The organism is Bacillus sp. KICET-1, assembly GCF_027721405.1.
Taxonomy (GTDB): Bacteria; Bacillota; Bacilli; order Bacillales; family Bacillaceae; genus Bacillus; species Bacillus velezensis.
The window spans coordinates 2,116,926-2,142,643 of record NZ_CP113515.1 but is presented as its reverse complement, the minus strand read 5'-3'; the positions used below and the strand labels follow the sequence as shown (position 1 = coordinate 2,142,643).

Below are 25,718 nucleotides of genomic sequence, written 5' to 3'. Positions count from 1 at the left end.
AAAGTGAAAATCAAAGATAAAGTAACTTATCTATTATAACTGAAAAAGTGCCCCTATGAAGAGGCACATTGTTAACTAATATAAAGGTTCTCATTTATAGTGGTAACAACCGTATCAATATAGTCACCGAACTCCCGCTTCAGCAATTTATAGCCGCCCGGAGTTTTAAATGGTTCTTCCGAGAATGCCTCTTCTGCAGTCGGTGCTAATACAGGCACTTTAAGTAATTGCTTTTCTATTCTCTCTAACCATTTCTTCTGTCTTGGAGTCCAATCATGCAGTGAATACACTTTTTGCATCGCTTGTTTAATACGTGCTTCATGGGCAACTAGTGCTTCACCTAATGCAGCTTGGCGAATAAAGCTAATAATGTCTGCTGCAATGTCTTCATTTTTTGTCTGCTTCCAAGCTGTCTGCAAATGCGATTGCTTAAAGCCTTTCGTTTCTAGAATGGTAATAAGTTCTCGTAAATCCTGCCTTGTTAAATCTTTCGGTCGTGTGCAAATAAGATGAAGAGCGGGAATTTCATTAATATTTTCTTGGATAAAACGAACGAAACCTTCTAAATAATCTTCTGGTCTCTTGTTTCCTTCACCATATCCCCGAACCACATCTGTTACTTCATCCTCTTTGTTGGAGATATATCGTTTCTCGCCTTTTACCCGATAGGCTTCCATATATTCAAATAACATGTTGTGCTGTTTTGCTTCTTGCGGAGTATATAACTGAATTTCTTTCGCCCACTCATCCACATTTTTTCCATTCGACAATTCTTCAAACTTTTGTTTTCCTTCTTCATTCAGCCTTTGCTTGCGACGCTGAATTTTCGCTGCCAATTGGTTACGATAAAACGAAGCTTCATCTTCTGCAGTAGCATTGGCAAGTGATTCATATAGTTCAACGATACTGTAATTTTGTTTCTTTACAACAGGTTTCATCTCCGTATAGCTTTGCAATTTATCGTAGATGCCCACTGCATCGTAAATGTTAAAGTGTGTTTTTCCAATGTCGGGACAAAGACGGGTTGCACGTCCAAGCATTTGGTCATAAAGAATACGAGACTGTATACGCCGTAAGAATACTAGATTTGTTATTGGAGGAACGTCAATGCCTGTGGTGAGTAAATCAACCGTTACAACGACATTTGGCAGCCGCTCGTTCTTAAACCTTTTAATGGCATCTAATGGCTTATAGATATAGCCAGTAATTTTCATAATAGCATCATCTTCAATTTCATCGCCACGTTCTTTAAAGGCTTCCTTTAATAACCGAACAACCAAATCTGCGTGTTGGTCAGTGGCTGCAAAGATAAGAGTTTTCTCTTTTCCTGTCGGATCAATGTATTCAACCAGTTTGTTTAGAACCGCCCGATTAAAAGGTTCAGTAATTACCCGTTTATTAAACTGCTCAACCTCAAAATGAATGGTATCTTCCATTTTTTCTAGTTGAATCTCGCCTTTATCAACATCATACACTTCAACTTCTTCGTCTTTTTCAAGAGTAATGCCGACTTGTGAAAGTTCTGTCTTAAACAGATATGGTGGTTCATGGTCAACTAAGTAGCCATCCAGAACCGCTTCACTATAAGAATACTTAAAAATAGGCATACCAAAAATCTCTGTTGTATGAAGAGCTGGTGTTGCAGTAAGTCCTAAACATGCCGCATCAAAATAATCAATTACACGTCGATATTGGCTAATATAATCATTTTGGTCACGGAATTTCAATTCTTCCTCTGACATTTCTTTGTCACTTGTATAGCCACGATGTGCTTCATCTACAATGATGAAATCATACTGCCCGACACTTGGAAGCTTTTCGTTATCGCTATAGAAAAGTCTTCTAACCATTCCCTGCACCGTCGCAATTTGCACCTTCGTTTCAACTTCTGGAGACATGTCTTCTAAAGACTTCACATCGTATATATCAGCAAATGAGTAGCCTTCAATTTTTGTATCCTTAAGTGCATCCTCTGTCTGTTTTCCTAACGAATTACGGTCTACAAGGAAAAGAATACGACGACATTTTTTGGACTTAATTAAGCGATACATGAGGGCGATAGCTGTACGAGTTTTCCCAGTTCCAGTTGCCATCGCAATAAGCATTCTTCGTTGCCCTTCTTTTAATCCCTCTTCAGCGGAAAGTACCGCTCTTTGCTGATAATGACGCAAACCAAACTTCGTAATATCCTCTTCTTCTAATCGTTTATTCGCATCCTTATCATCTTGACTAAGAAGAAGCTGCAAGTCGTCAGGTGAATGCCAGCCTTCTAATGGGCGAGCATGTTCTAACGGTTTACGTGAATCCCAAAACCAGATGCCCGACTCTTCTTGAAGTTGTTTCAAGTATGGTCGGCCGTTCGTTGCGTATAAGAACGGCACCTTATATTCACCTGTTGTAGGTGTGATGACTTCATCTTCGACTTGTGCCGCATTTTTTGCATACACTTTTGTTTGACTTTCTAATGCGCCAGGAATCGTTTTCTTTTTTGCCTTAGCTTCAATAAAGCCAACAAGCTTTAAGCCAATAAACAACGCATAGTCAATCCTGCCGCCATTGACCTTCCATTCAGCAATTGCCATGTTTCGATTTTTCTCTGGCAGCGTTCCGTTCTTTTGATGATTGAGTACAGTTGTGTCTACTTCCCATCCAACAGCACGTAGTTTTCCATCAATAATCGTACGCGTTTCGGCTTCAGTTAATTGCTGTCGACGCATAAAGTTTTTGGATATTTTTTTACGCTCGATTTTTACCTCTTCTTGTTCCACTTCCGCCTGTCGACGAATTGCCTCTAATTCTTCTTCAAGTTTTTTGACTTTCTCCTCATATTCTCGCTGAAGTGTTTCTGTACTCTGTTCTGTTTGTTCTTGAAGTTCTGTATACTCTGGTGCTTGAAAATCCCAATCACCATATACCTCCATGAACCAAATGGACAAGCGGAACGTTAATTGCAACAAAGCCTTTGCTTCTTCTACTTTTCCATAATCCGCTTCATGCATCGCTACATTCCCTTTGCGACGAAGAGCCTCTAATATATCAATTAATTCAGGCTCAAGTAACCTTTCCCGACGCAAAGTGTTAATGCGATCCACTTGCGTTGTACCATATGCCTCTTTAATATTTTCAGCGGCAAGAATAAATTTAGTTAGTGTTTCAGCGAACAATCGCAGTTTCATTACTGTTGTATGGGGGTCATGATATACATTTCTCTCAGCTGTCTCTCCCAAGTTAGCAAGTACATCCCATTTCCCTTGAAAAAATGAAAAGTTGCCACTCATTGTTATCACCGGTTTTCCTAAAAGGTTGTTTGTGTCTATTATACTATAATCATGCAAAAATTAGGAATAATATGTATCGCTCTTTTTTCTACTCTGCTCCTTAGTTTAGGTTCATTCTTTAACCAAGTGAATAAAAGACGGGTTTTATTAGTTATTGTTTAAATATCGGAGCTGCGACATCAGATTTGATCGATAAAAAGAAGAGCCTCAATTAAGAGACTCCTACAAAGTTTGTGCCTTTTAGGTTATATAAATCGAATAATTGCCGCATCCGCTCCATATATAGATTCTGCAAGTGTAACCTCTTAACTCCCAAGTCATAGCCAGCAAAGATATCTTCAAGTTCTTGCTGCGTGTAGAAGAGTCTAATAAATACTTCCTCCTCCTCAGTGGCAAATCTAATATTCTGTTCCTTGTATTCCTGAAGCCTTTGCTCGTGATGTTTCTCAGCCTTTTTCATGATATTTACCTTACGCTTCAGCACATAGTCAGCTTCATTCTCATTTATGATAGGAAAGCTGTAGCATCCCTCAGCTGAATGAAATTGCTTAAGTCCAATAAAGAGAGCAATACATAACTTCACGCTCTGCATCCCCTTCTTTAACCTTTTGATCGACCTTTATATTAATCGTTTTCCAAAATTTTATTTCAATCCAACCGTTATCAAAACAGCGGGAGAGGAAGGCTTTTAGACATTTCAATCGTGTTAATTTGGTTTGATTGCTTACATTCATACTGTCTAGCCACTTATAGACCGTATCGGCTGTAATATCAGCAACATGGTTTACGTTTGTTCCACTCTGAAAATACTCTACATGGAGGACATAATCGCTTATTGTACGGCTTCTATTCCCGCTCACCTTCATTTGCCTAGTGTTGGTTTCGAGAACATCAGAAACCAACATTGAGTCATCCAAGACCTCAAATTGTTTTATTTTTTCTTTTGGAGCGGTGGAACTAGTACTAGTAATGGTTAATCCATTTAATAATCCCTTTACATCCACATCAACATCTAATAATCCTTTTCTTTTGGTCACAACAAAAAACCTCCTATACCGAAAGTGATATAAGCCAATAACAGGTGTAATTTCTTACGTGACCATTATACTGACCGTTTCACTAAACGATATAGAAGGTTGATTTGACGGGGTTTACTTTGATACGTCCCAGGAGAGATTCGAACTCCCGACCGACGGCTTAGAAGGCCGTTGCTCTATCCGGCTGAGCTACTGGGACATGAAAATCAAATTGTTCTGCTGATCATTTTACCATGATATCAGCGAATTGACAATATAGTCATCCGATAAAAAAGGCCAGCGGCATCAGTTTTCACTCTGATGTCACCAGCTCTTTTTTTGTACGTCCCAGGAGAGATTCGAACTCCCGACCGACGGCTTAGAAGGCCGTTGCTCTATCCAGCTGAGCTACTGGGACAGCTTTTGCTTTATGTATCAGCGACAAGATTTATTATATACAGGTTCAAATCATAAGTCAATATTTTTTTAAAAACTTTTGATGGGGAAGAATGAAATCTCCCCCATCAGTTGTTAAAAACTGATTGTATTCCCCAAGTCCTTCAATTCCCGACCCGTTTCGTCGTAAAATGTCACGGCGCCTTCTCTTTCTGTAAGAGTAAGAATGGCATAGCTTTTCACATTGCGGACTCTCGGAAGACGGATGCTGCCCGGATTAATCAAAAGCTTGCCCCGAAGCTCTTCACTCCCGGCAATATGTGAATGGCCGAAGCAGACGATATCCGCCCCAAGCTCTTCCGCCCGGTAAAAAACAGTTAAAAGTGACTGTTTAATGCCGTGAAGATGCCCGTGAACGGCCAGAATTTTCTTTGAACCGGCGTCCAGAAGGAGTTCATCCTGAAACCCGCCGCCCAAGTCGCAATTGCCTTTTACCGTGTGATACGGCGTAAGCGCCGGATGTGCGGCGTCAAGCTCTGAATCACCGCAATGAATCATCAGATCCGCTTCGTCTTCGTGCCGCTTTGCAATCGTCTCCAGCTCATCTTCAAGGCCGTGACTGTCACTTATTATCAGCACTTTCATTGCATACGCTCCCCCTTATGAATCAAGCAGCTTTGACAGTTTCTTGAGCGCCTCAGCCCTGTGGCTGATTTTGTTTTTCTCAGCGCTTGTCAGCTGGGCCATGGTTTTATCTTTATCTTTTACAATAAAAATGGGATCATAGCCGAACCCGTTATCCCCCTCGGGTCCTTCCGCAATATACCCTTCAACATGACCTTCGACCGTTTTTGTTTCCTGCCCCGGCATGCTGACGGCAAGGGCGCAGCGGAAACGGGCCGTGCGCTGCTCTTTTTCGATGCCTTTTAATTCTGACAGCACCTTGTCCATATTCGCCTTATCATCTTTTGCTTCTCCGGCATAACGGGCCGAATAAACGCCCGGTCTGCCTCCAAGGTTGTCCACCGATAAACCGGAGTCGTCTGCAATGACCATTTTGTTTACGGCTTTTGCCACGGCTTCCGCTTTTAAGATGGCGTTTTCTTCAAAGGTATGTCCGGTTTCCTCAATTTCTTCCGTAAATCCGATTTCCGCCAAAGAAGAGACGCTGTAGCCTTTCGGTTCGAGTATTTCCTTGAATTCTTTCACTTTTCCCTGATTGTGTGTCGCAATAATGGCTTCTTTCACGGTGATCAGGCCTCTCTTTCTTATTTCAGTTCAGGCAATGTTTCTCCCAGCACTTCTTTTTGCTTTTGAATAAGCGTCTGGATTCCTTTTTCAGCAAGGCTTAACAGTCCGTTTAAATCTTCGCGGGAGAATGTGGCTTCTTCGCCCGTCCCTTGAAGCTCTACAAAACGTCCGCTTCCCGTCATGATAATATTCATGTCGACTTCAGCCGCCGAATCCTCTTCATAATTCAGATCCAAAAGAAGGCCTTCTTCTTTATCCATCCCGACAGAAATGGCCGCGAGATAATCTGTCACAGGAGAGGTTTTGATAACGCCGCTTTTTACGAGTTTGCCGATCGCAATGGCCATCGCCAAGAAGGCGCCCGTAATGGAAGCCGTTCTTGTTCCGCCGTCGGCTTGAATGACGTCACAGTCGATCCAGATCGTGCGTTCGCCGAGCTTCTCCAAATCAACGACGGCCCGGAGCGCGCGCCCGATCAGCCGCTGAATTTCCATCGTTCTGCCGGAGACCTTTCCTTTTGAAGATTCTCTTATCGTTCTTTGATTCGTCGCGCGGGGAAGCATACTGTATTCCGCTGTGATCCAGCCTTTTCCTCCGCCGCGTAAAAATGGCGGCACCCGGTCTTCCACAGATGCATTACAGATGACCTTCGTATTTCCCGCTGTAATTAAAACAGAGCCTTCCGGGTGAGTGATAAAATCCAAATCAAATGTGATAGGGCGCAGCTCATCGTGCTGTCTTCCGTCGTGTCTCATATTTTACCTCCGATTATATGTACATAAACCTTTTGTTCCGGATTGTGAATAAAGAAAGAGGCAGCCGGAACGCTAACCTCTTTTTTACTAGTATATCAAAAATCGCAAATTAAAAACTACCCGTATTCACTTGTGACGGCCTCGAAACAGGTTTTGAAAGGGATTCTCCTTTTTCATTCACCAGTTCTGATTTTCCATTTACTTTTATAGAAACACTTTTGATCGACGGCTGTTCGGTTAACGTGAGAACGATGCTGTCCAGTACGCCCGATGATACCATTTTTGTTTTTTCGTCGGCGCTTCCGTAAATAGAGCTGTTAAAGTCCAGTGTAACCTGGCCGTCTTTCACTTTCGGCTTGCTGAGAAGCTTAACATCGTTATTAAAGTCCGTCAAAAGCCCGCTTGCTTTGCCCGGTCCGTCAGCGAGCTGTTCAACGGCAGCGGTGATGTCATTTGTTTCCGAATTGTCAATCCGCTTTGTGACAGGCACGTAGTATTCGCTTGTCTCTGTTTCCGCCAGATAATATACAGTCAGCGGATGGGTGTCTGTCAGATCATTCACTCCGGCCGTTTCAATATTAATCCCGTCTTTTCTGCTTAAGTCGCCCGTAATCGGCGTGCCGCCCACAGGCATTTCTTTCAGCTCGTGCCCGTTGATTCTGATTTTGACTTTATCTATTGAGCTGAATTGGGTAAGCGTCCATGTAATCGATTGCAGGATTTTTTGTTCGTCTTCTTTTTTATAGTTTTTAAATTCCTTCGAAAAATCAGCGACGGCAGTGCCGTCTTTTTTAATATCGACATTTACCGTCGTATCCGCAGGGAGCACCGCTCTGAAGCCGTTCGGCAGGATTTCTGACACAGGCCCTCCCTGAACCAAATACTCAAGGGCCTGCTTTGCGGTTCCCTCACTGTTCGGAAGAGGCAGTGTCTGTGCTGCGACATAGCCGTTTTTATCAATCAGATACAGCTCTCGCATGACTGTATTGGCCGGCTGGTCGGCTTTAGAAGTGCCGTTTTTCTCTGACTGCTTTGGTTTTGCCTGAATTCCCGCTTCATCCTTTACATATGAAATGTCTTGAGGCGGGTCAATTTCCCCGGCTGTTTTATCGGATTGAAACAAACCGCATCCAGATAACACAAAAGCCGAAGTAAGACATGTTGCAGCAATGACTGCAGGTCCTTTTTTCAGCATACTTTTCCCTCCTAAGGCTGTTTGTACTATGATGTATACGAGCCCTGTCCGGGAAATAGACCGGGAAGCGCAAAAAAACCCGCCGTAAACAGCGGGTTTTTTGATTTATTTTCTGACCGGCTCTTGAAGGGAGATGCACTCGACATGGCCGATTTCGTGGCCGAACCAGTCTTCGGCAATTTTTGCGAAGCCGTTCCGCTCTCCCGTTGTAAGAAATTGATGCTCCGGTGCATGTTTCGATTGGTTTAACAAACCTTTATAAGACAAGATGGTGCTCACTTCTCTCGCCGTCTCGTCTCCGGAGGAAATGATTTTCACATGCTCCCCCATATAGTTCTGAATCGGATCTTTTAAAATCGGATAATGCGTACATCCTAAAATCAAGGTGTCAATTGATGTACCTTTTAAAGGCTCAAGCGATGCTTCAACCGCTTCCTCCGCTGATTCCTGAAGAAACCGTCCGCTTTCTACAAACGGCACGAGCAGCGGACAAGCCGTGTTCTCAACTTGAAGTTCTGCGTTTAACCCGAGCAGCGCCTGCTCATACGCTCTGCTTTTAATGGTATTGACCGTGCCGATGACGCCGATATGCTGGTTTTTCGTGACCTTTATCGCCGTTCTCGCACCCGGCTGAATGACGCCGACAACCGGAATATCCGTTTTGCGCTGAATATCCTCCAAGGCAATGGCTGTGGCCGTATTGCAGGCGATCACGAGCATTTTGATATGGTGGTTTTCCAGCAGGTAATCGGTCATTTCCCACGTGTATTGAAGAACTTCTTCTTCAGGACGCGGGCCGTACGGGCAGCGTTTTGTATCTCCCACATAGATGATATTTTCCTTCGGTAGCTGTCTCATGATTTCCTTAGCAACGGTTAACCCGCCAACCCCGGAATCAATGACTCCTATCGGCTGTTCCAACAAAATCGCCTCATTTTCTTTTCATTTCATGCTGCAGTTTCAATAATGATTTTTCGAAAGCGGCTGTTTCTTCTTCGGAAAATGTCGCAAACATATCCCGCAAATAAGCCTGTCTTTTCAAAATCACTTCTTGGATAATGCGCTCTCCTTCAGCGAGAAGATGAATTCTGACGACCCGTCTGTCAGCCGGGTCTTTGACCCGCTCGACAAGCTTATTTTTTCCATGCGGTCTATCAGATCCGTCGTCGTGCTGCAAGCCAAATACATTTTGGCTGATAATTCGCCTATTGTCATATCCCCCAATTCATAAAGCCATTGAAGCCCCACGAATTGCGGCGGTGTAATTGCATATTGGTTAAGGATTTCTCTTCCTTTTTGTTTAATGATCGCAGCGATATGGCGGAGTGATTTTTCGATATCCGCAACATGCTCTACAGATTTTGATGTCATTTGTCCATCCCTCACTCAAGGATCTTTCTGGGCTATGCGCTCCGTGTCTATTTTCCTTCTTTTTTTAAGAAAATGCAAGACTGACGGAGAAAAAGGAAAAACCGGGATTTTCACCGCATGCCCATCAGCCCGGGCGCCAACGCAAATAACCGGCTCCTTCTCGAAAAGAAGGAAAACCGGCAAGAATCAGAGCTCTAGCTCACCCATTCTAAGAAGCTCGACAACAGCTTGCGAACGCCCTTTCACACCTAACTTCTGCATGGCATTTGAAATGTGATTCCGTACAGTTTTTTCACTGATAAATAGCTCGCTTGCAATTTCCTTTGTTGTCTTGTCTTGAACGAGCAATTCGAATACTTCTCTTTCTCTTTTGGTCAGCAGCGGCTTTGATTGAAAATCTTTCTCCTTCAAGTATTGTAACCCTCCTTGCTAAGGTGAGAGCGAATCTGAAACGAATGGGTTTATATAGTCAAGATATCATATGTAAAGGGCGCTTCGGAGGTGACGTCTCTTAGAGAAATAGTTATCCGTTCAGGCGAGCAGAATGCCTTTCTCCCGCTCCGTCCAGCTGACCGCTTTGCCGCTTTTCTTCGACACTTGAACCATAACGACGGAACCTGTAAAGCACGGCAGGCCCGACTCATTTTCTCCAAGGTAATGAAGGGTGACGGACGCATTTCCGGCAGCGCTTGCTTTCACATAAATCCGCAGATTTTCATACGGCATCACCTGACGCATATAGTCGCACTGCTGGCTTGCGACGACCGTCATCGTTTCCGAGTTTTGCGCCGTTATGCCCCGCTGTTTAAAATAAGCGATCCGTGCTTCTTCAAAATAGATGAAAGGGGTTACATTATTCATATGGCCGAACATATCCGTTTCTGAAAAACGAACCGATACTTCAGTAAAGAAAGAAAACGACTGTCTCCATTCTTCAAACGGAATATCAATATATTGCGGTTGTTTCATCATCTTCAGCTCCTTATAAAAAAACCTCTCCCGTACGGAAGAGGCTCTTTTTCTCTTTCTTATACTCTGTCGCTTCCGAAGAAATTACGGAATGCTTGTAAATTGGTATCTCTGTTCAAAGCAGCGATTGAAGTCGTAAGCGGAATGCCTTTCGGGCAGGATTGCACACAGTTTTGTGAATTCCCGCAATCTCCGAGGCCGCCGTCTGTCATTAACGCTTCTAAACGTTCTGCTTTGTTCATCGCGCCCGTCGGATGGGCGTTAAACAGACGGACTTGCGACATCGGGGCAGGCCCCATGAATTTCGACTTGCTGTTGACGTTCGGGCAGGCTTCGAGGCAGACGCCGCATGTCATGCATTTAGACAATTCATATGCCCACTGGCGGCGTTTTTCCGGCATTCTCGGCCCCGGCCCCAAATCATAAGTCCCGTCAATCGGCACCCATGCTTTCACTTTTTTCAGTGAATCAAACATTCTGCTGCGGTCAACCTGAAGGTCACGGACAACCGGGAATGTTTTCATCGGCTTCAGACGGATCGGCTGTTCCAGCTTATCAATCAGCGCCGTACATGACTGGCGCGGTCTCCCGTTGATGACCATGGAGCAGGCGCCGCATACTTCTTCAAGACAGTTCATGTCCCATGCGACCGGAGTGGTTTTCTCTCCTTTTGCATTCACGGGATTTCTGCGGATTTCCATCAGGGCGGAAATCACGTTCAGATTCGGGCGGTAATTGATTTCGAATTCTTCATCGTATGGCGCGCTTTCGGGCGTATCCTGACGTGTAATGATAAACCGTATCTTTTTCTCACTCATGATTATTTCGCCACCTTCTTCTTCGAGTAGTCGCGTTTACGGGGCGCAATCAGTGATACATCGACATCCTGATATTCAAATTCCGGAGCTTCAAACGGACCGGCATGTTTAGCCATCGTCGTTTTGAGCCACTCATCGTCATTTCTTTCAGGGAAATCCGGTTTATAGTGCGCTCCCCGGCTTTCATTTCGGTTATATGCGCCGAGCGTGATGACTCTGGCAAGCTGAAGCATATTGGAGAACTGGCGGGTGAACATCGCCCCTTGGTTGCTCCATTTTGTCGTATCGTTGATATTGATTTTCTTAAAGCGTTCCATCAGCTCTTGGATCTTGTCATCCGTTTTCAAAAGTTTGTCGTTGTGGCGGACCACCGTGACGTTGGCCGTCATCCATTCTCCGAGCTCGCGGTGAAGCACGTAGGCATTTTCGTCGCCGTCCATCTTCATGATATCGGCCCATTTTTCTTCTTCTTTTTTCACATAGGAATCAAATAATGAAGAAGACAGGTCTTCCGCTGATGTTTCAAGTCCGGAAACATATTTCACCGCATTCGGTCCGGCCACCATTCCTCCGTAGATGGCGGAAAGCAGAGAGTTCGCCCCTAAACGGTTTCCTCCGTGCATTGAATAATCACATTCTCCCGCCGCGAACAGTCCGCGGATGCTTGTCATCTGATCATAATCAACCCACAGTCCGCCCATTGAATAGTGAACGGCAGGGAAAATTTTCATCGGAAGCTTGCGCGGGTCATCGCCCATGAATTTTTCATAGATTTCGATAATGCCGCCAAGCTTAACGTCAAGCTCTTTCGGATCTTTGTGCGACAGATCGAGATACACCATGTTTTCTCCGTTGATGCCGAGTTTCTGATTCACGCACACGTCAAAGATTTCACGTGTCGCAATATCCCGCGGCACGAGGTTTCCGTAAGCCGGATATTTTTCCTCAAGGAAGTACCAAGGTTTTCCGTCTTTGTACGTCCAGACTCTTCCGCCCTCGCCGCGCGCCGATTCACTCATCAGACGCAGTTTATCGTCCCCCGGGATTGCTGTCGGGTGAATTTGGATAAATTCGCCGTTTGCATAATAAGCGCCCTGCTGATAAACGATTGATGCGGCAGATCCCGTGTTGATCATGCTGTTTGTTGATTTTCCGAATACGATTCCGGGTCCTCCCGTCGCCATAATAACGGCGTCAGAACGGAATGACTCGATTTGCATATTGGTCAGATTTTGGGCTACGATACCGCGGCACGTGCGCTCATCGTCAAGAACGGCGCCGAGGAATTCCCAGCCTTCGTATTTTGTGACGAGACCCGCCACTTCATATCTGCGCACCTGCTCGTCCAGTGCGTAAAGAAGCTGCTGACCCGTCGTCGCTCCCGCGTATGCGGTTCTGTGATGCTGTGTACCCCCGAAACGGCGGAAGTCCAAAAGCCCTTCCGGCGTTCTGTTAAACATAACCCCCATGCGGTCCAATAAGTGGATAATGGACGGCGCCGCTTCACACATCGCTTTTACAGGAGGCTGGTTTGCCAAAAAGTCGCCTCCGTATACCGTGTCATCAAAATGCTCAAACGGAGAGTCTCCTTCCCCTTTTGTGTTGACAGCTCCGTTTATCCCGCCCTGCGCGCAGACCGAGTGAGAGCGTTTGACCGGAACGATGGAAAACAATTTAACGGCCGTGCCTGATTCCGCTGCTTTAATTGTCGCCATGAGGCCGGCAAGACCCCCGCCGACTACGATAATGCTTGATTGACTCATGATAGCCCCTCTCCCTCTAGTAATCTAGTTCTCTTACACAAACGCAAAAATCGCTTTTAAACCTACATATGAAAGCGCTAAAAATATAATCAGCGTCACGTAAGTCGAAATTCTTTGAGAACGCGGCGTGACCGTGATCCCCCATGTGACCGCAAAAGACCATAAGCCGTTTGAAAAGTGAAAAATGACCGATAAAACGCCTACAATGTAAAAGCCGAGCATAAACGGCGAGCTCAGAATATTCGCCATCATATCGAAGTTGACTTCAGCGCCCATCTGCGCGGCAATCCGCGTCTGCCATACATGCCAGCTGACGAAAATAAGGGTGAGAATACCAGTGACACGCTGAAGCACAAACATCCAGTTTCTGAAATAACTGTAGTGGCCAGCGTTGTTTTTCGCAGTAAATGCTATGTACACACCGTAAACCGCATGATAAATTAAAGGTAAGAAAATAATAAAAATTTCTAACGCATACCTGAACGGCAGACTGTCCATAAAGCCGGCCGCCTTGTTAAACGCATCCGCTCCCCTTGCGGCAAATTGGTTGACGACTAAATGCTGGATCAAAAAGATGCCGACCGGAATAACACCGAGCAAGGAATGCAATCTTCGAAAATAAAACTCTCTGTTCCCAGACATTACTTTACCCCCTGTTTGATTTAAGTGCGAAATGTACTAAAATCTCTGCCCCCACTTCGTTTCAATTGTAAGCACTTTATTAAAATTTATTGACAATTTCATTTTACTCCTCCCTCAAAAGGGCGTCAAGAAAACGTGTACATAAATTATAATTTTCGGAATTGATTATCTGGAGGGAAAATTTTATTTTCCTGCGATATCTTTCTCACATTTTTTCGCTTGTTTTATAGGATCATCCTGTAATCCTCCCCCCTGTTTAAGCTATAATAAACGAAGGAGAGAGGGGAATACATAATATGAAGAATAATTATGAAGCAGCTTTAGAACCTTTAACTGAACTCGACGTCAGCGCATACGGCTACGAATTAATCCGGGAAATCGTGCTTCCGGATATCCTCGGCCCGGAACATTCATCGATGATGTATTGGGCGGGAAAACGCCTCGCCCGCAAATTTCCTCTTCAATCGTGGGAAGAAATCCCCGCCTTTTTTGAAAAAGCCGGCTGGGGAACTTTGACAAACGCAGGATCAAAAAAACAAGAACTGGAATTTGAACTGGAAGGACCGCTCGTATCCAGCAGGCTCAAACATCAGAAAGAGCCTTGTTTTCAGCTTGAAGCCGGTTTTATAGCCGAACAGATTCAATTGATGAACGATCAGATTGCAGAATCTTATGAACAGGTAAAAAAGAGAGCGGATAAAGTCGTCCTGACCGTAAAATGGGATATGAAGGACCCTGTATAATTGAAAAAAGGCGGTGACTCCAAGTCCCGCCTTTTTGCCTGCCCGTTTATACGGCAGACGGCTGTTTAGAAAGCTCAAACGCATCATGAAGCGCTTCGACCGCTTTCACCATATCATTTTCGCTGACAACCGCTGATACTTTTATTTCAGATGTGCTCACCATTTTGACTTGTACATTTTTTTCCGCCAGTACGGCAAACATGTCCGCGGCGACGCCGGGATTTGAAACCATGCCCGACCCGACAATAGAGACTTTCGCCAGTTTTCTTTCGGTTTCAATTTTTTCATAGTCAAGCGCGTTTTTATATTCTTCAAGCACGGCGACCGTTTGCGCGGCATCTTCCGTTTTCACTGAGAAAGAAATATCCGCTTCCCCATCGTCCGACTGTGTCTGAATAATAATGTCAACGTTGATGTTTCGTTTTGCCAGCGCGGTGAAGATTGTTGAAAGTGTTGTCAGTCCGCTTGCAAGACCCGTAACGGACACCCTTGTGATCTGGTCTTCAAATGCAATTCCTCTGACGATTAAATTCTGCTCCATTGATGATTCCTCCTCAATTAATGTTCCCGCTTCATGCTCTGTGCTTGACCGCACTTCCAAAGGCACTTGGTAGTTTTTCGCGAACTCAACCGCCCGCGGGTGAAGAACACCCGCTCCTAGATTTGCAAGCTCCAGCATTTCATCATAAGAAATTCCCGCCAGTTTTCTCGCTGACCGGACATACCGCGGATCTGTCGTAAATACGCCCGGAACATCTGTATAAATGTCGCATTTATCCGCTTCCAGCGCTGCTGCAAGAGCGACCGCCGTCGTATCGGAACCGCCCCGTCCGAGCGTCGTGATGCCGCCGTCTTCCGTTACACCCTGAAAACCGGCAACGACTGTGATTTTGCCTTCTGCAAGCTGCGAACGAATCGCCGTAATATCAATATCCGTAATTCTCGCATTACCGTGAACGGCTTCCGTGCGGACACCCGCCTGCCAGCCCGTATAAGAGACGGCGCCATATCCTTTTTCCTGAAGCGCCATGGCCAAAAGGGAAATCGTGACCTGCTCTCCCGTTGACAAAAGCATATCCATCTCGCGTCTGCTTGGTTCAGATGTGATTTCAGCCGCGAGGTTAACGAGCGCGTCGGTTGATTTTCCCATTGCCGAAACGACGACTACGATATCATGGCCTTTTTGCTTTTCAGCAATGGCGCGATTTGCAGCATTTTGAATTTTTTCGGCAGAGCCGACGGAAGTGCCTCCGAATTTTTGTACGATAAGACCCATACTAGACCACCCTTTACATTTTGGTTCGTGCGGGTGAGGAGAAAAGAGCGTTTTGTCCACAATAAAAAAAGCAATGAGAGGAATAGCTCTCATTGCTTTTTCATATCATTACGATTGATTATGAACAACGAGATAGCCCTCCAAGAAAATGAATTCTTGACAGCCTTACATTTATTTAATGCAAGGCCAGCAAATCACACCGATGGGATGTGATACACTTCGGCGACGCTCCCCTTTCAGCCTTTTTCGCAGAATCCATCATTCTCCAAAGGCTTACTATTGAAGTTCGCACCTCTATCTTCACCATATAACACGATCTTATGAAATTAGTTCACATTCTAGCAGATTTTTCAGAAAAGCACAATACTATTTTTTCAATTTTTCAAACAGCAGCTGGGCCGCCGCGGCCGGCACACCGGCTTTTTTGATATCGTCAAGGCTTGCTTCCTTCATCTTTTTGACAGATCCGAAATGTTTTAAGAGCATTTTTTTGCGTTTTTCGCCGATTCCGGGGATATCATCCAGAACGGATTGAAAGACGCTTTTTCCCCGGATCTGTCTGTGAAAGCTGATCGCAAAACGGTGAACTTCGTCCTGAATACGCTGAAGCAGGTAAAACTCTTGGCTGTTCCGCTCCAGAAACACCGGTTCAAGCGGGTCGCCGATCAAAAGGTTCGATGTTCGGTGTTTATCATCTTTCGCCAATCCCGCTACCGGGACATCAAGGCCGAGCTCATTCTCGAGCACGTCGCGCGCCGCGTTAATCTGCCCTTTTCCGCCGTCAATGATGATTAAATCCGGCAGCGGAAGATTTTCGCGGAGCACCCTCGTGTACCTTCTTCTGACGACTTCCCTCATTGAGCCGTAATCATCCGGCCCTGTTACGGTTTTAATTTTATATTTGCGGTATTCCTTTTTATTCGGTTTTCCGTCAATAAAGACAATCATGGCCGATACGGGGTTTGTGCCTTGAATATTGGAGTTGTCAAACGCTTCAATCCGATGCGGCGTGTAAATATTCAGCGCTTCGCCGAGCCGTTCGGCTGCACCGATCGACCGTTCCTCATCCCGCTCGATTAACGAGAATTTTTCCCGCAGAGCAATTTTCGCATTTTTGTGCGCAAGCAAAAGCAGCTCTTTTTTCGGGCCTTTTTTCGGCTGATGCACGGCGGTTTCCAACAGCTCGCTGATCATGTCCCTGTCAACGCTGTCAGGCACCAGAATTTCCTTAGGCAGAAAGTGATTGTTTTTGGAATAGAACTGGCCGATGAAGGTCAGGAATTCTTCATCCGCTTCCTGATACATCGGAAACATGCTGACGTCGCGTTCGATCAGTTTTCCTTGGCGAATGAAAAAGACTTGGACGCACATCCAGCCTTTATCGTAGGCATATGCAAACACATCGCGGTCCAGAAGGTCATTCATGGTCATTTTTTGCTTCTCCATCGTCGATTCGATGTGAACAAGCTGGTCGCGGAATTCTTTAGCCCGTTCAAATTCAAGCTTTTCCGCCGCTTCTGCCATTTTCGCTTCGAGCTCTTTTTTGATTTCGTTATGCCCTCCCTTTAAAAAACGGGTGATGTCTTCAACAATCTCGCGGTTTGTCTCCTCAGATATATCCTTTACACATGGGGCGAGGCATTGTCCGAGATGATAATAAAGACAGACGCGGTCCGGAAGCTTTGAGCACTTCCTGAGCGGGTAAAGGCGGTCCAACAGTTTTTTCGTTTCCCGCGCCGCCTGCACATTCGGATACGGGCCGAAATAGCGTCCTTTGTCTTTTTTGACATTCCGGGTGACAATCAGCCGCGGATGGCGTTCATGGGTGATTTTAATAAAGGGATAGGTTTTATCATCTTTCAGCATGACATTGTATTTCGGATCGTATTTTTTAATCAGATTCATTTCCAAAATAAGCGCTTCAAGATTGGAGGAAGTCACGATATATTCAAAGTCCTCAATCTCCGTCACAAGCCGTTGGGTTTTTGCGTCGTGAGAACCGGTGAAATAAGATCGCACCCTGTTTTTCAAGACTTTCGCTTTCCCCACGTAGATGACTGTTTTTTGACGGTCTTTCATTAAATAACAGCCCGGCTGATCGGGAAGGAGGGCCAGCTTTTCTTTCAGTTGTTTATTCATACGTTACCCTTCCTTACATTCATTTCTCGTGTCCATTCAGTGTATCACGAACATTTGTTTTTCTCCATTTTCAGCTTTTGGAAGATCAAAAAAGGCGATTCCCTTTCAAAGGAATCGCCCTGCCGTAACGGAAGCTTTCGGCTTACAGATGTTTGTTTACAAGCTCTTCAAGAGCTTCTTTCGGTTTGAAACCGACAGATGTTTCAACGACTTCTCCGTCTTTTAACACGAGAAGTGTCGGGATGCTCATGACGCCGTATTTACCGGCAGTTTCTTGGTTTTCATCCACGTCGATTTTGACGATTTTCAGTTTGTCTCCCATTTCTTGATCAAGCTCTTCAAGAACGGGCGCGATCATTTTACAAGGTCCGCACCAAGGAGCCCAGAAATCAGCCAATACGACACCTTCACTTGTTTCAGCTGAGAACGATTGATCAGTTGCTTTTACGATAGCCATTTGTTATTCCTCCAATTGTCAAATGATGATTTTTAGTATAGCATCTCCCATTCGTTCATGCTAATTTAATGCTTATATTATTTTCTCCCGAACCCGCCGGAAATAATCTTATTTATACAGTGTATTATAACCGGGCGGCGGGCGTTCAAAACTTAAGATGGACCCGCAGGCAGCGTGATTAATACAATCGCCATCGGAGGAAGCTCCGCCTCAAGTTTTCCGCTCTTTTGAGCAAACCCGGAAAACGGCTTCGGTTTGACGTTTTCCGGACTGCTGAATGTATTGTGGGCATTCATTTTTTCCGCGTGCAGAATCGTTCCCGAAGGCGCCCCTGTCTTTTTCATGCCCCGCAGTTCAATCTTCACGTCAGCTTTTTGCAGATGATCGATATTGCAAATGCTGATATGTATGTCTCCGTTTTGCTGTTTGGACGCTGAAATGCTGACTTGCGGGAGCCGGCCGTCATTCCATTCGTACCCGGCTGCATTTGTTTCTGCCGCCAAAAGAGATGCGTCCTGGTGCACCTTAAACATATCAAACACATGATACGTCGGCGTCAACAGCATATCGTTCCCTTCTGTCAGGATCATTGCCTGAAGCACGTTGACGGTTTGCGCGATATTGGCCATCTGTACGCGGTCTGCGTGCTGATGAAAAATGTGAAAATGCGCGGCGGCGACAAGGGCGTCGCGGATCGTATTCTGCTGATACAGAAAGCCCGGATTCGTGCCCGGCTCAGGGTCAAGCCACGTGCCCCATTCATCAATGATCAGCCCGACTCTTTTTTCGGGATCGTACTGATCCATGATGGCACTGTGCCTTGTGATCAATTCATCCATATGCGCCGCTTTTTTCATCGTGATGAACCATTCATCTTCCGTAAACTCCGTCGCTGATCCTTTCCCCTTCCAGAAGTCGCCCGGTATTGTGTAATAATGCAGGCTCAGCCCGTCCATGAGATCAGCGGCTTTTTTCATTAAAATTTCAGTCCAGCGGTAATCGTCGACATTCGCGCCGCCGGCAATTTTATAGATTTCATTACCGCTGTAATTGCGGACATAGGTTTGAAAGTTTCTGTAAAGGTCGGCATAATACTCAGGATGCATGTTTCCGCCGCAGCCCCAGTTCTCATTTCCTATTCCGAAATATTTCAGCTTCCACGGTTTTTCCCGCCCGTTTTCTTTTCTCCAGTCGGACATCGGCGTGCCTGCTTCAAACGTCATGTATTCAATCCAATCAGCCATTTCTTTAACCGTTCCGCTGCCGACGTTTCCGGCGATGTACGGTTCACATCCGAGCAGTTCACAAAGCATCATAAACTCGTGCGTGCCGAATTCATTAGAATCAATCGTCCCGCCCCAATGGGTATTCAGCATGGTTTTGCGTTTCCCTACACCGTTTGCCCAATGATATTCATCAGCAAAACAGCCGCCCGGCCACCTGAGGACGGGAATCTGAAGCTGTTTGAGGGCGGCGGCGACATCCGTCCTGACCCCTCCGGTATTCGGAATATCGGAATCTTTTCCGACCCAGATGCCCTCATATATGCCTCTTCCCAGGTGTTCCGCGAAATGTCCGTATATGTTTTTATTAATGGTTCCCCGTGTGATATCAGTTTGAATGACTGCCGTATTGTGAGACAAACTTGATCATTCCTTCCCCTTAATAAGAATGAAAGCACTAGAGCCGATCTATCTGGGATGTATGCTGAATGGATAAGTTTGTAAGCGCTTTACAAAAGCTTATTACATTGGTTCGTACATGTCAATCTATTGTTTTATTAATCTGTAATTTGTACGAACTAATTAACACAAATCAAAACCCTCTGACAAATAAGCCAGAGGGTTTTGATTATGAATGAATATTGGCATTTTTAAATTCCTGGGTCAGAAGCGGTACCACTTCGAACAAATCGCCGACAATTCCGTAGTCCGCTATTTTAAATATTTCCGCTTCCGGGTCTTTGTTAATGGCAACGATGACCTTACTGTTTGACATGCCCGCCAAATGCTGAATCGCTCCGGAAATGCCGCAGGCGATATACAAATCCGGCGTGACAACTTTTCCCGTCTGGCCGATTTGAAGAGAATAGTCGCAGTAGTCCGCGTCACACGCGCCGCGCGAAGCGCCCACCGCTGCTCCGAGCACCTCGGCAAGTTCTTTTAACGGTTCAAATCCATCTTTGCTTTTTACACCGCGGCCGCCTGCTACGATAATTTTCGCTTCTGATAAATCCACGCCGTCCGCCGTTTTTTTGACTACTTCTTCAATGACCGTCCGCAAATCTGCCGGAGGCGCCGCAAGCTCTTCAATATCACCCGTCCGGTTCGCGTCTTTTTCTAATGCCTGAATATTATTCGGCCGAATTGTCGCCAAAATGAAAGGATCGGTTGAAATCACCTGTTCAAAGGCTTTGCCGGAATAGATCGGTCTTGTAAAAACGATGTTGTCTCCGGTAACGCTTACATCCGTGCTGTCTGAAATCAGCCCCGTTTCAAACCGGGCCGCAAGCTTAGGCGACAAATCTTTTCCCATAGAAGTGTGGCCGAAAATGACCGCATCAGGCTTTTCATTTTCGATCAAATCCCCGAGAACCGCGGCATATCCGTCCGCCGTATACTGAGAAAGCCCCGGCGCATCGGCCGTAAATACTTTGTCGGCGCCGTACTGAATGAGTTCTGATGCTGCATCAGCCGCGCCTTTTCCCATCAGCACGCCGATGACATCTCCTCCGCCGGAAATGGTTTTGCCTGCGGCTATGGCTTCAAAGGTGACGTTCCGTAAGGCGCCGTCACGAATTTCTCCGAGTACGATCACTTTTTTTCCCATTCTGACATCCCCCAGTTTCTTTAATATCGGTTTATACGACTTTGGCTTCTTTTCTCAGCAGTGACACAAGCTCTTTCGCCTGCTCAGCGGCTTCTCCTTCGATCAGTCTGCCCGCTTCTTTTTGCGGCGGCAGAAAACGTTCGATCGTTTTGAGCTTCGGTGCGGCATCATCTTCATCAATATCGAGATCATCGAGCTCAAGTTCTTCCAGCGGTTTTTTCTTCGCCTTCATAATGCCCGGAAGCGACGGATAGCGCGGCTCGTTTAAGCCTTGCTGTGCCGTGATGACTAAAGGAAGTGAGGTTTTAATGATTTCGGTATCCCCTTCGTTGTCTTTCTCTGCCACAGCTTCATCGCCGCTGATTGTCAGTTTTGTAATCGTTGTGACGCAAGGAATGTTCAGCAGTTCGGCAAGCCTTGGAGCCACTTGGCCGGAACCGCCGTCAATCGCGACATTTCCTCCGAGAATCAGATCATATTCGCGATCCTTGAAATAATGATATAAGATAGTTGAAATGGAGTATTGGTCAGGATCGCTCAGATCATCTTCAATATTGATTAACACCGCCTGGTCACAGCCCATCGCAAGGGCGGTTCTCAGTTCTTTCTCCGCATCTTCTCCGCCGACGGTTACGGCGGTAACGGTTCCGCCGTGCTCTTCTTTCAGCTGAATGGCTTCTTCAATGGCGTATTCATCATACGGATTAATGATAAATTCGGCTCCGTCCTCCTGAATCTTTCCTGCTTCAATGACGATTTTCTCTTCTGTGTCAAACGTCCGTTTCATCAGTACAAATAGATTCATAATCTTATCCCCTTTATCTTCGCCCACCGAATTGAGGCTTTCTTTTTTCGAGAAATGCCTGAATGCCTTCTTTTGCGTCATCTGATGCAAATGCTTCCCCAAAGCGCTTTGCTTCAAGCTTTAAGCCGCCGTCATAAGAATAGATCTTGTTTGAATAAAGGAGCTCAAGCAGATAAGCCATTGACTGCGGGCTTTTTTCCGCAAACTTGCCCGCGAGCGTTTTCGCTTTTTGCAGCAGCTCTTCCTCATGTTCGGCGCCTATCGTGACAAGGCCGAGGCTGAGCGCTTCTTCTCCGGTCACAGGTTCTGAAGTGCCGATCATTTCAAGCGCTTTCGCCGTACCGACGTACCGGGGAAGCCGCTGCGTCCCGGCAAAGCCCGGAATAATGCCGAGATTCAGCTCGGGCAGGCCGAGCTTTGCATCCAATGTAGCGATTCTGATATGGCAGGCCATGGCTAGCTCAAGACCGCCGCCGAACGCAGCGCCGTGAATCGCTGCGATAACGGGCTTCGGAAACCCTTCAATTCTTTCCATCAGCTGCTGGCCTTTATCCGCCATGGCAGAAGATTGCTCAAGATTTTCAAGCGACGTAAATTCCTTTATATCGGCGCCCGCCGAGAAAAATTTTCCCTCACCGCGAATAATGATACTTCTGACGCTGTCATCTGTTTCACACCGGTCGAACAGACCGGACAACTCATCTAAAACCGCACCGGACAGCGCGTTGGCCGGCTGATGATTAATGGTGATCACCGCAACAGATTGTTCTACCGCCATCGAAAGGCTGTTCATCCGTCAACCCCCTTTAGTTTTGATGAATCCCTGACACCAACAGCTCCAATACCTTGTCTGACAAATCCGGAAGATCATATTTCTGATCGTTCATCACCCATGTTGTCACTGTTTCATCTATCGTCCCGAATATCATCTGCCGGGCGAGGCGGACGTCGAGATTGTCTTTCCATTCCCCCGACTTGATTCCTTCTGTCAAAATGGTGTCCAGCATGTTTAAATAACCTTTTAAAATATCATTGATTTTCAGGCGCAGCTTGATATTCGACTGTCTGAGCTCAAGCTGGGTCACAATCGCGAGGTGGCGGTCATTGCCGAGCAGTGTGAAATGCTGCTTAATAACGAGGGCGAGTTTTTCTTTTGCCGTCGTTTTTTCTTTCACTTCTTCTTCCATGCGTTCAATGAACTGGCCCATCTTTTCTTTAAAAAGAGAAATGAGTATATCCTCTTTGTTTTTGAAATATAAATAGATGGTGCCGTCCGCAACGCCGGCCTGCTTGGCGATTTTGGACACCTGTGATTGGTGATAGCCGTTTTCCGCTATGACTTCTACTGCTGCATCAATAATCTGCATATACTTTGGCCGTTTTTGGTTCAATGTCATCGTTCCTTCCTTCGATAAATGAATGACTATTCATTCATAACTTCATGATAAAAAGGAATCCGGATTTTGTCAAGTTTTTCTTTTAAGGCACCTTGTTTTCACGGGAAACATCTTCCTCTTCAACTAAACGCCTTCTTAATATTTTTCCGACGGCCGTTTTCGGAAGCTCTTTTCTGAATTCGTACAGCTTCGGGACTTTGTACGGCGCAAGCCGCTCTCTTGCAAACGCATCAAGCTCATCGGCATCTGCCTCGGCGCCTTTTTTCAAAACGATAAATGCTTTCACCGTTTCCCCCCTGTAGGAATCAGGAACGCCCGCTACGACGATTTCCTGAACGGCTTCATGCTCATACAGCGCCTCTTCCACCTCCCGGGGGTAAATGTTGTATCCGCCGGCAATGATGATGTCTTTTTTCCTGTCGGCGATGTAGAAAAATCCTTCCTCATCCATATATCCCATATCTCCGGTAAACAGCCAGCCGTCTCTGATGACACGCGCCGTCTCCTCCTGCTTATTCCAGTATCCTTTCATGACCTGAGGACCTTTTACGATCAGCTCGCCGTGTTCATACGGCCCCGCAAGCCCGCCTTTTTCTTCTGAATAGATTCCGGCGTCGGTATTGGGCCAGGGACAGCCGATGCTGCCGGGTTTATTTTTTCCCCAAATGAAGTTTGAATGGGTAACCGGTGATGCTTCGGATAATCCGTAGCCTTCCACAAGCTTTCCTCCGGTCACTTTTTCAAATTTCTGTTTGACCTCAACCGGAAGCGCCGCTGAACCGCTCGGACAGCTTTCAATGGAGGACAAATCATACTTATTCAGCTCCGGGTGATGCAACAGCCCGATGTAAATCGTCGGCGCCCCTGGAAAAACCGTCGGCTTCAGCCTGTCGATTGTTTTCAGGGTATCCAAAGGATTGAATTTGGGAAGAAGGATCATTTCACATCCCTGCATAATGGAAAAATTGAGCACGGCGGTCAATCCGTACACATGAAAAAAAGGCACGATGCCGAGCACCTTTTCGGCTCCCTTTTTCATTTTGTACATCCAGGCGGCGCACATTTCTGTATTGGCCTGAATGTTCCGGTGTGTGAGCATGACGCCTTTCGGGTAGCCGGTTGTTCCGCCCGTGTATTGAAGCACGGCGATGTCATGCGCAGGGTCAATATCAAATGGCTCCGCTTCCTCCGCTCTTTCGTTTTTTAAAATATCCGCTAATTTGTGAATTTGTTCGCAGCCGTCATAATCAATATGCACCTGTTGTTTTTGCGTGAGCGTATACAGCATATTTTTCGGGAACGGCAAAAAGTCTTTTATACTCGTTGTAATAATGCGTTCGACGATTGATAACGTTTTCATTTTTATCACCTTCGGAAACAGCATATCGAGGGTGATGATCACGCGCGGCGCACTGTCTTTCAGCTGATACTCAAGCTCGTGTTCCGTGTAGAGAGGATTGGTCTGAACGACAATGCCGCCGGCAAACAATACGCCGTAAAAAGCGATGACCGACTGCGGACAATTGGGCAGCATAATGGCGGCTCTGTCACCTTTTTTCAGGCCTGTTTTGCGTAAAAAAGCGGCCAGCTTTAACGAATCTGTGAGAACGTCTTGGAATGTGAGTTTTTTTCCGAGAAAATAAATGGCGGTGTGGTTCGGGAATTGAGCTGCGGAGTTTGTCAGATTGGATGGCAGGGTTTGATCAGTAAATTCAAGCTCATGCGGAATCTCTTCGGGATATTGAGAAAGCCATGGCTTTTCAGACTGCATAATACCTCTCCCTTCTGTTTTCCTATACACTATTATTATAGCAGAAGGGTGATTGGAATTGGAAAGCGTTTCATGTGAAATTTCGAGTCTCAGGAGGTGTTGAGTTTGCTGGAAACGCTGCATTTTGAAGAGGGAGTTCCTATCCTGCGCCAGCTGCCTAAGCCGTTTACGTCGGCCGCCTTTTTGCTTCATCCCTTTGTCCTGATGTCTGATGGGTGGGAAGAGCAAAAGCGCAAACGGCCTTATGAACATATATATCCGAGTGATGAGGAGATCATCGCGATGGGCAGACCCGTTTCCTGGAAAACCGTCATGACCGTTTGCGGATTGCGTTCTGAAAAAGAGACGGCGCTTGCGCTTATGAGCGCTGTCACGGCACTGCGGGATGAATATGCACATCCTGAATCCGCCGAGCTGTTAAATCGGCTTCATCATCCCGATCTGTACTTGCCGAGCGATGATGTCACTTCGCCATTTTTGATACCGGGACTCTTGGACGTGTTTCGTTCAAAAGACATTGAGCGCTGCACTTTTTATGAGCCGATCGAAGCGGAAGGTCTATTTTCACTCAATCAAACGGCGGCTTCGGATGTATGCGGATTGCTGCGGGCTGACATGATCATTTCCGACGAAAAACGGCGCGCCGCTTTTATGAGCATATATGATTCTTTTACGACACTCTTTCTCATGGAAGAACAAGACATGCCATCTGTCATCCGCGCCATGAGTTGGGAAGCCGGCATTTGCTCCGATACGGCCTGCATAAACTGGTATTCTCAATAAAAAAGGCCGCCGATTTTAGTTCGGCAGCCTTTTTTCAGTATTAAGATGTCATGACCAGATAAAT

At 46.0% G+C, this 25,718-nt stretch carries 24 protein-coding genes, 2 tRNA genes, 1 pseudogene and 1 riboswitch; of the genes and pseudogenes, 2 read left to right on the top strand and 25 right to left on the bottom strand.

Going from position 1 to position 25,718, the window contains the following annotated elements:
• Positions 1 to 71 precede the first annotated feature (71 nt).
• The 16 genes and pseudogenes from hsdR to sdhC all read right to left on the bottom strand — a co-directional run bounded on the left by hsdR (position 72) and on the right by sdhC (position 13,454).
• Positions 72 to 3,278 (bottom strand): type I restriction-modification system endonuclease, encoded by a 3,207-nt coding sequence (hsdR, locus tag OVA33_RS11025; RefSeq protein ID WP_017418302.1) that lies wholly within the window; start codon positions 3,276 to 3,278, stop codon positions 72 to 74.
• A gap of 211 nt (positions 3,279 to 3,489) precedes the next feature.
• On the bottom strand, positions 3,490 to 3,861 hold the full coding sequence (locus tag OVA33_RS11020) for a hypothetical protein (protein ID WP_017418303.1): 372 nt from the start codon (positions 3,859 to 3,861) through the stop codon (positions 3,490 to 3,492).
• Positions 3,827 to 4,315: a hypothetical protein gene (locus OVA33_RS11015; protein WP_050556567.1), complete on the bottom strand. Its 489-nt coding sequence runs from the start codon at positions 4,313 to 4,315 to the stop codon at positions 3,827 to 3,829. The genes OVA33_RS11020 and OVA33_RS11015 overlap by 35 nt, the downstream gene beginning before the upstream one ends.
• A gap of 125 nt (positions 4,316 to 4,440) precedes the next feature.
• Positions 4,441 to 4,514: transfer RNA gene (locus OVA33_RS11010), tRNA-Arg, on the bottom strand.
• 124 nt (positions 4,515 to 4,638) lie between these two features.
• Positions 4,639 to 4,712 (bottom strand) — tRNA-Arg (locus OVA33_RS11005).
• A gap of 113 nt (positions 4,713 to 4,825) precedes the next feature.
• On the bottom strand, positions 4,826 to 5,335 hold the full coding sequence (locus tag OVA33_RS11000) for a YfcE family phosphodiesterase (protein WP_017418304.1): 510 nt from the start codon (positions 5,333 to 5,335) through the stop codon (positions 4,826 to 4,828).
• 15 nt (positions 5,336 to 5,350) lie between these two features.
• A complete protein-coding gene (locus tag OVA33_RS10995) occupies positions 5,351 to 5,947 on the bottom strand; it encodes an XTP/dITP diphosphatase (RefSeq protein ID WP_087920775.1) in 597 nt (198 codons plus the stop codon).
• 11 nt (positions 5,948 to 5,958) lie between these two features.
• Positions 5,959 to 6,696: a ribonuclease PH gene (rph, locus tag OVA33_RS10990; protein WP_007612934.1), complete on the bottom strand. Its 738-nt coding sequence runs from the start codon at positions 6,694 to 6,696 to the stop codon at positions 5,959 to 5,961.
• Between the two features lie 109 nt (positions 6,697 to 6,805).
• Entirely contained in the window at positions 6,806 to 7,891 is a 1,086-nt protein-coding gene (locus OVA33_RS10985) for a GerMN domain-containing protein (protein ID WP_014418573.1), read from the bottom strand.
• Between the two features lie 105 nt (positions 7,892 to 7,996).
• On the bottom strand, positions 7,997 to 8,815 hold the full coding sequence (gene racE, locus OVA33_RS10980; protein WP_012118125.1) for a glutamate racemase: 819 nt from the start codon (positions 8,813 to 8,815) through the stop codon (positions 7,997 to 7,999).
• A gap of 7 nt (positions 8,816 to 8,822) precedes the next feature.
• Positions 8,823 to 9,262, bottom strand: a pseudogene (locus OVA33_RS10975) (MarR family winged helix-turn-helix transcriptional regulator).
• Positions 9,263 to 9,448: 186 nt separating this feature from the next.
• The gene (gerE, locus tag OVA33_RS10970; protein ID WP_003152579.1) at positions 9,449 to 9,673 is read right to left on the bottom strand and encodes a spore germination transcription factor GerE; all 225 of its coding nucleotides are present in this window, start codon (positions 9,671 to 9,673) and stop codon (positions 9,449 to 9,451) included.
• A gap of 120 nt (positions 9,674 to 9,793) precedes the next feature.
• Entirely contained in the window at positions 9,794 to 10,231 is a 438-nt protein-coding gene (locus OVA33_RS10965; protein ID WP_012118126.1) for an acyl-CoA thioesterase, read from the bottom strand.
• 59 nt (positions 10,232 to 10,290) lie between these two features.
• Positions 10,291 to 11,049 (bottom strand): succinate dehydrogenase iron-sulfur subunit, encoded by a 759-nt coding sequence (gene sdhB, locus OVA33_RS10960; protein WP_003152575.1) that lies wholly within the window; start codon positions 11,047 to 11,049, stop codon positions 10,291 to 10,293.
• Between the two features lie 2 nt (positions 11,050 to 11,051).
• The gene (gene sdhA, locus OVA33_RS10955) at positions 11,052 to 12,812 is read right to left on the bottom strand and encodes a succinate dehydrogenase flavoprotein subunit (RefSeq protein ID WP_003152573.1); all 1,761 of its coding nucleotides are present in this window, start codon (positions 12,810 to 12,812) and stop codon (positions 11,052 to 11,054) included.
• 33 nt (positions 12,813 to 12,845) lie between these two features.
• Positions 12,846 to 13,454, bottom strand: coding sequence for a succinate dehydrogenase cytochrome B558 (gene sdhC, locus OVA33_RS10950; protein ID WP_003152571.1), 609 nt, complete (start codon positions 13,452 to 13,454; stop codon positions 12,846 to 12,848).
• A gap of 296 nt (positions 13,455 to 13,750) precedes the next feature.
• On the opposite strand from sdhC, the gene OVA33_RS10945 reads away from it, so the two are divergent.
• The gene (locus tag OVA33_RS10945; RefSeq protein WP_007612940.1) at positions 13,751 to 14,197 is read left to right on the top strand and encodes a YslB family protein; all 447 of its coding nucleotides are present in this window, start codon (positions 13,751 to 13,753) and stop codon (positions 14,195 to 14,197) included.
• 46 nt (positions 14,198 to 14,243) lie between these two features.
• On the opposite strand, the gene OVA33_RS10940 is transcribed toward OVA33_RS10945, so the two are convergent.
• From OVA33_RS10940 to OVA33_RS10900, 9 genes are all read right to left on the bottom strand, one after another.
• Entirely contained in the window at positions 14,244 to 15,473 is a 1,230-nt protein-coding gene (locus tag OVA33_RS10940; protein ID WP_014418576.1) for an aspartate kinase, read from the bottom strand.
• A 125-nt stretch (positions 15,474 to 15,598) separates the two neighbouring features.
• Positions 15,599 to 15,778: riboswitch (Lysine riboswitch) on the bottom strand.
• Positions 15,779 to 15,839: 61 nt separating this feature from the next.
• On the bottom strand, positions 15,840 to 17,612 hold the full coding sequence (gene uvrC / locus OVA33_RS10935; protein ID WP_017418307.1) for an excinuclease ABC subunit UvrC: 1,773 nt from the start codon (positions 17,610 to 17,612) through the stop codon (positions 15,840 to 15,842).
• A 142-nt stretch (positions 17,613 to 17,754) separates the two neighbouring features.
• A complete protein-coding gene (gene trxA / locus OVA33_RS10930) occupies positions 17,755 to 18,069 on the bottom strand; it encodes a thioredoxin (RefSeq protein WP_003152560.1) in 315 nt (104 codons plus the stop codon).
• Between the two features lie 152 nt (positions 18,070 to 18,221).
• Positions 18,222 to 19,712, bottom strand: coding sequence for an alpha-N-arabinofuranosidase (locus tag OVA33_RS10925; RefSeq protein ID WP_063636766.1), 1,491 nt, complete (start codon positions 19,710 to 19,712; stop codon positions 18,222 to 18,224).
• Between the two features lie 208 nt (positions 19,713 to 19,920).
• Positions 19,921 to 20,898 carry an electron transfer flavoprotein subunit alpha/FixB family protein gene (locus tag OVA33_RS10920; RefSeq protein WP_021494410.1) on the bottom strand — a complete coding sequence of 326 codons (978 nt, stop codon included), beginning with the start codon at positions 20,896 to 20,898 and terminating at the stop codon, positions 19,921 to 19,923.
• A 31-nt stretch (positions 20,899 to 20,929) separates the two neighbouring features.
• The gene (locus tag OVA33_RS10915; protein ID WP_007408121.1) at positions 20,930 to 21,703 is read right to left on the bottom strand and encodes an electron transfer flavoprotein subunit beta/FixA family protein; all 774 of its coding nucleotides are present in this window, start codon (positions 21,701 to 21,703) and stop codon (positions 20,930 to 20,932) included.
• A 13-nt stretch (positions 21,704 to 21,716) separates the two neighbouring features.
• Positions 21,717 to 22,496 (bottom strand): enoyl-CoA hydratase, encoded by a 780-nt coding sequence (locus OVA33_RS10910; RefSeq protein WP_017418311.1) that lies wholly within the window; start codon positions 22,494 to 22,496, stop codon positions 21,717 to 21,719.
• A gap of 13 nt (positions 22,497 to 22,509) precedes the next feature.
• Positions 22,510 to 23,094 (bottom strand): fatty acid metabolism transcriptional regulator FadR, encoded by a 585-nt coding sequence (locus tag OVA33_RS10905; RefSeq protein WP_007408119.1) that lies wholly within the window; start codon positions 23,092 to 23,094, stop codon positions 22,510 to 22,512.
• An 88-nt stretch (positions 23,095 to 23,182) separates the two neighbouring features.
• Complete coding sequence (locus OVA33_RS10900; RefSeq protein ID WP_017418312.1) at positions 23,183 to 24,871, bottom strand: AMP-binding protein; 1,689 nt, start codon at positions 24,869 to 24,871, stop codon at positions 23,183 to 23,185.
• A gap of 105 nt (positions 24,872 to 24,976) precedes the next feature.
• Here OVA33_RS10900 and OVA33_RS10895 point away from each other — a divergent pair, with 105 nt between their 5' ends.
• A complete protein-coding gene (locus tag OVA33_RS10895; protein ID WP_063636768.1) occupies positions 24,977 to 25,654 on the top strand; it encodes a DUF2711 family protein in 678 nt (225 codons plus the stop codon).
• The last annotated feature ends 64 nt before the right edge of the window (positions 25,655 to 25,718 follow it).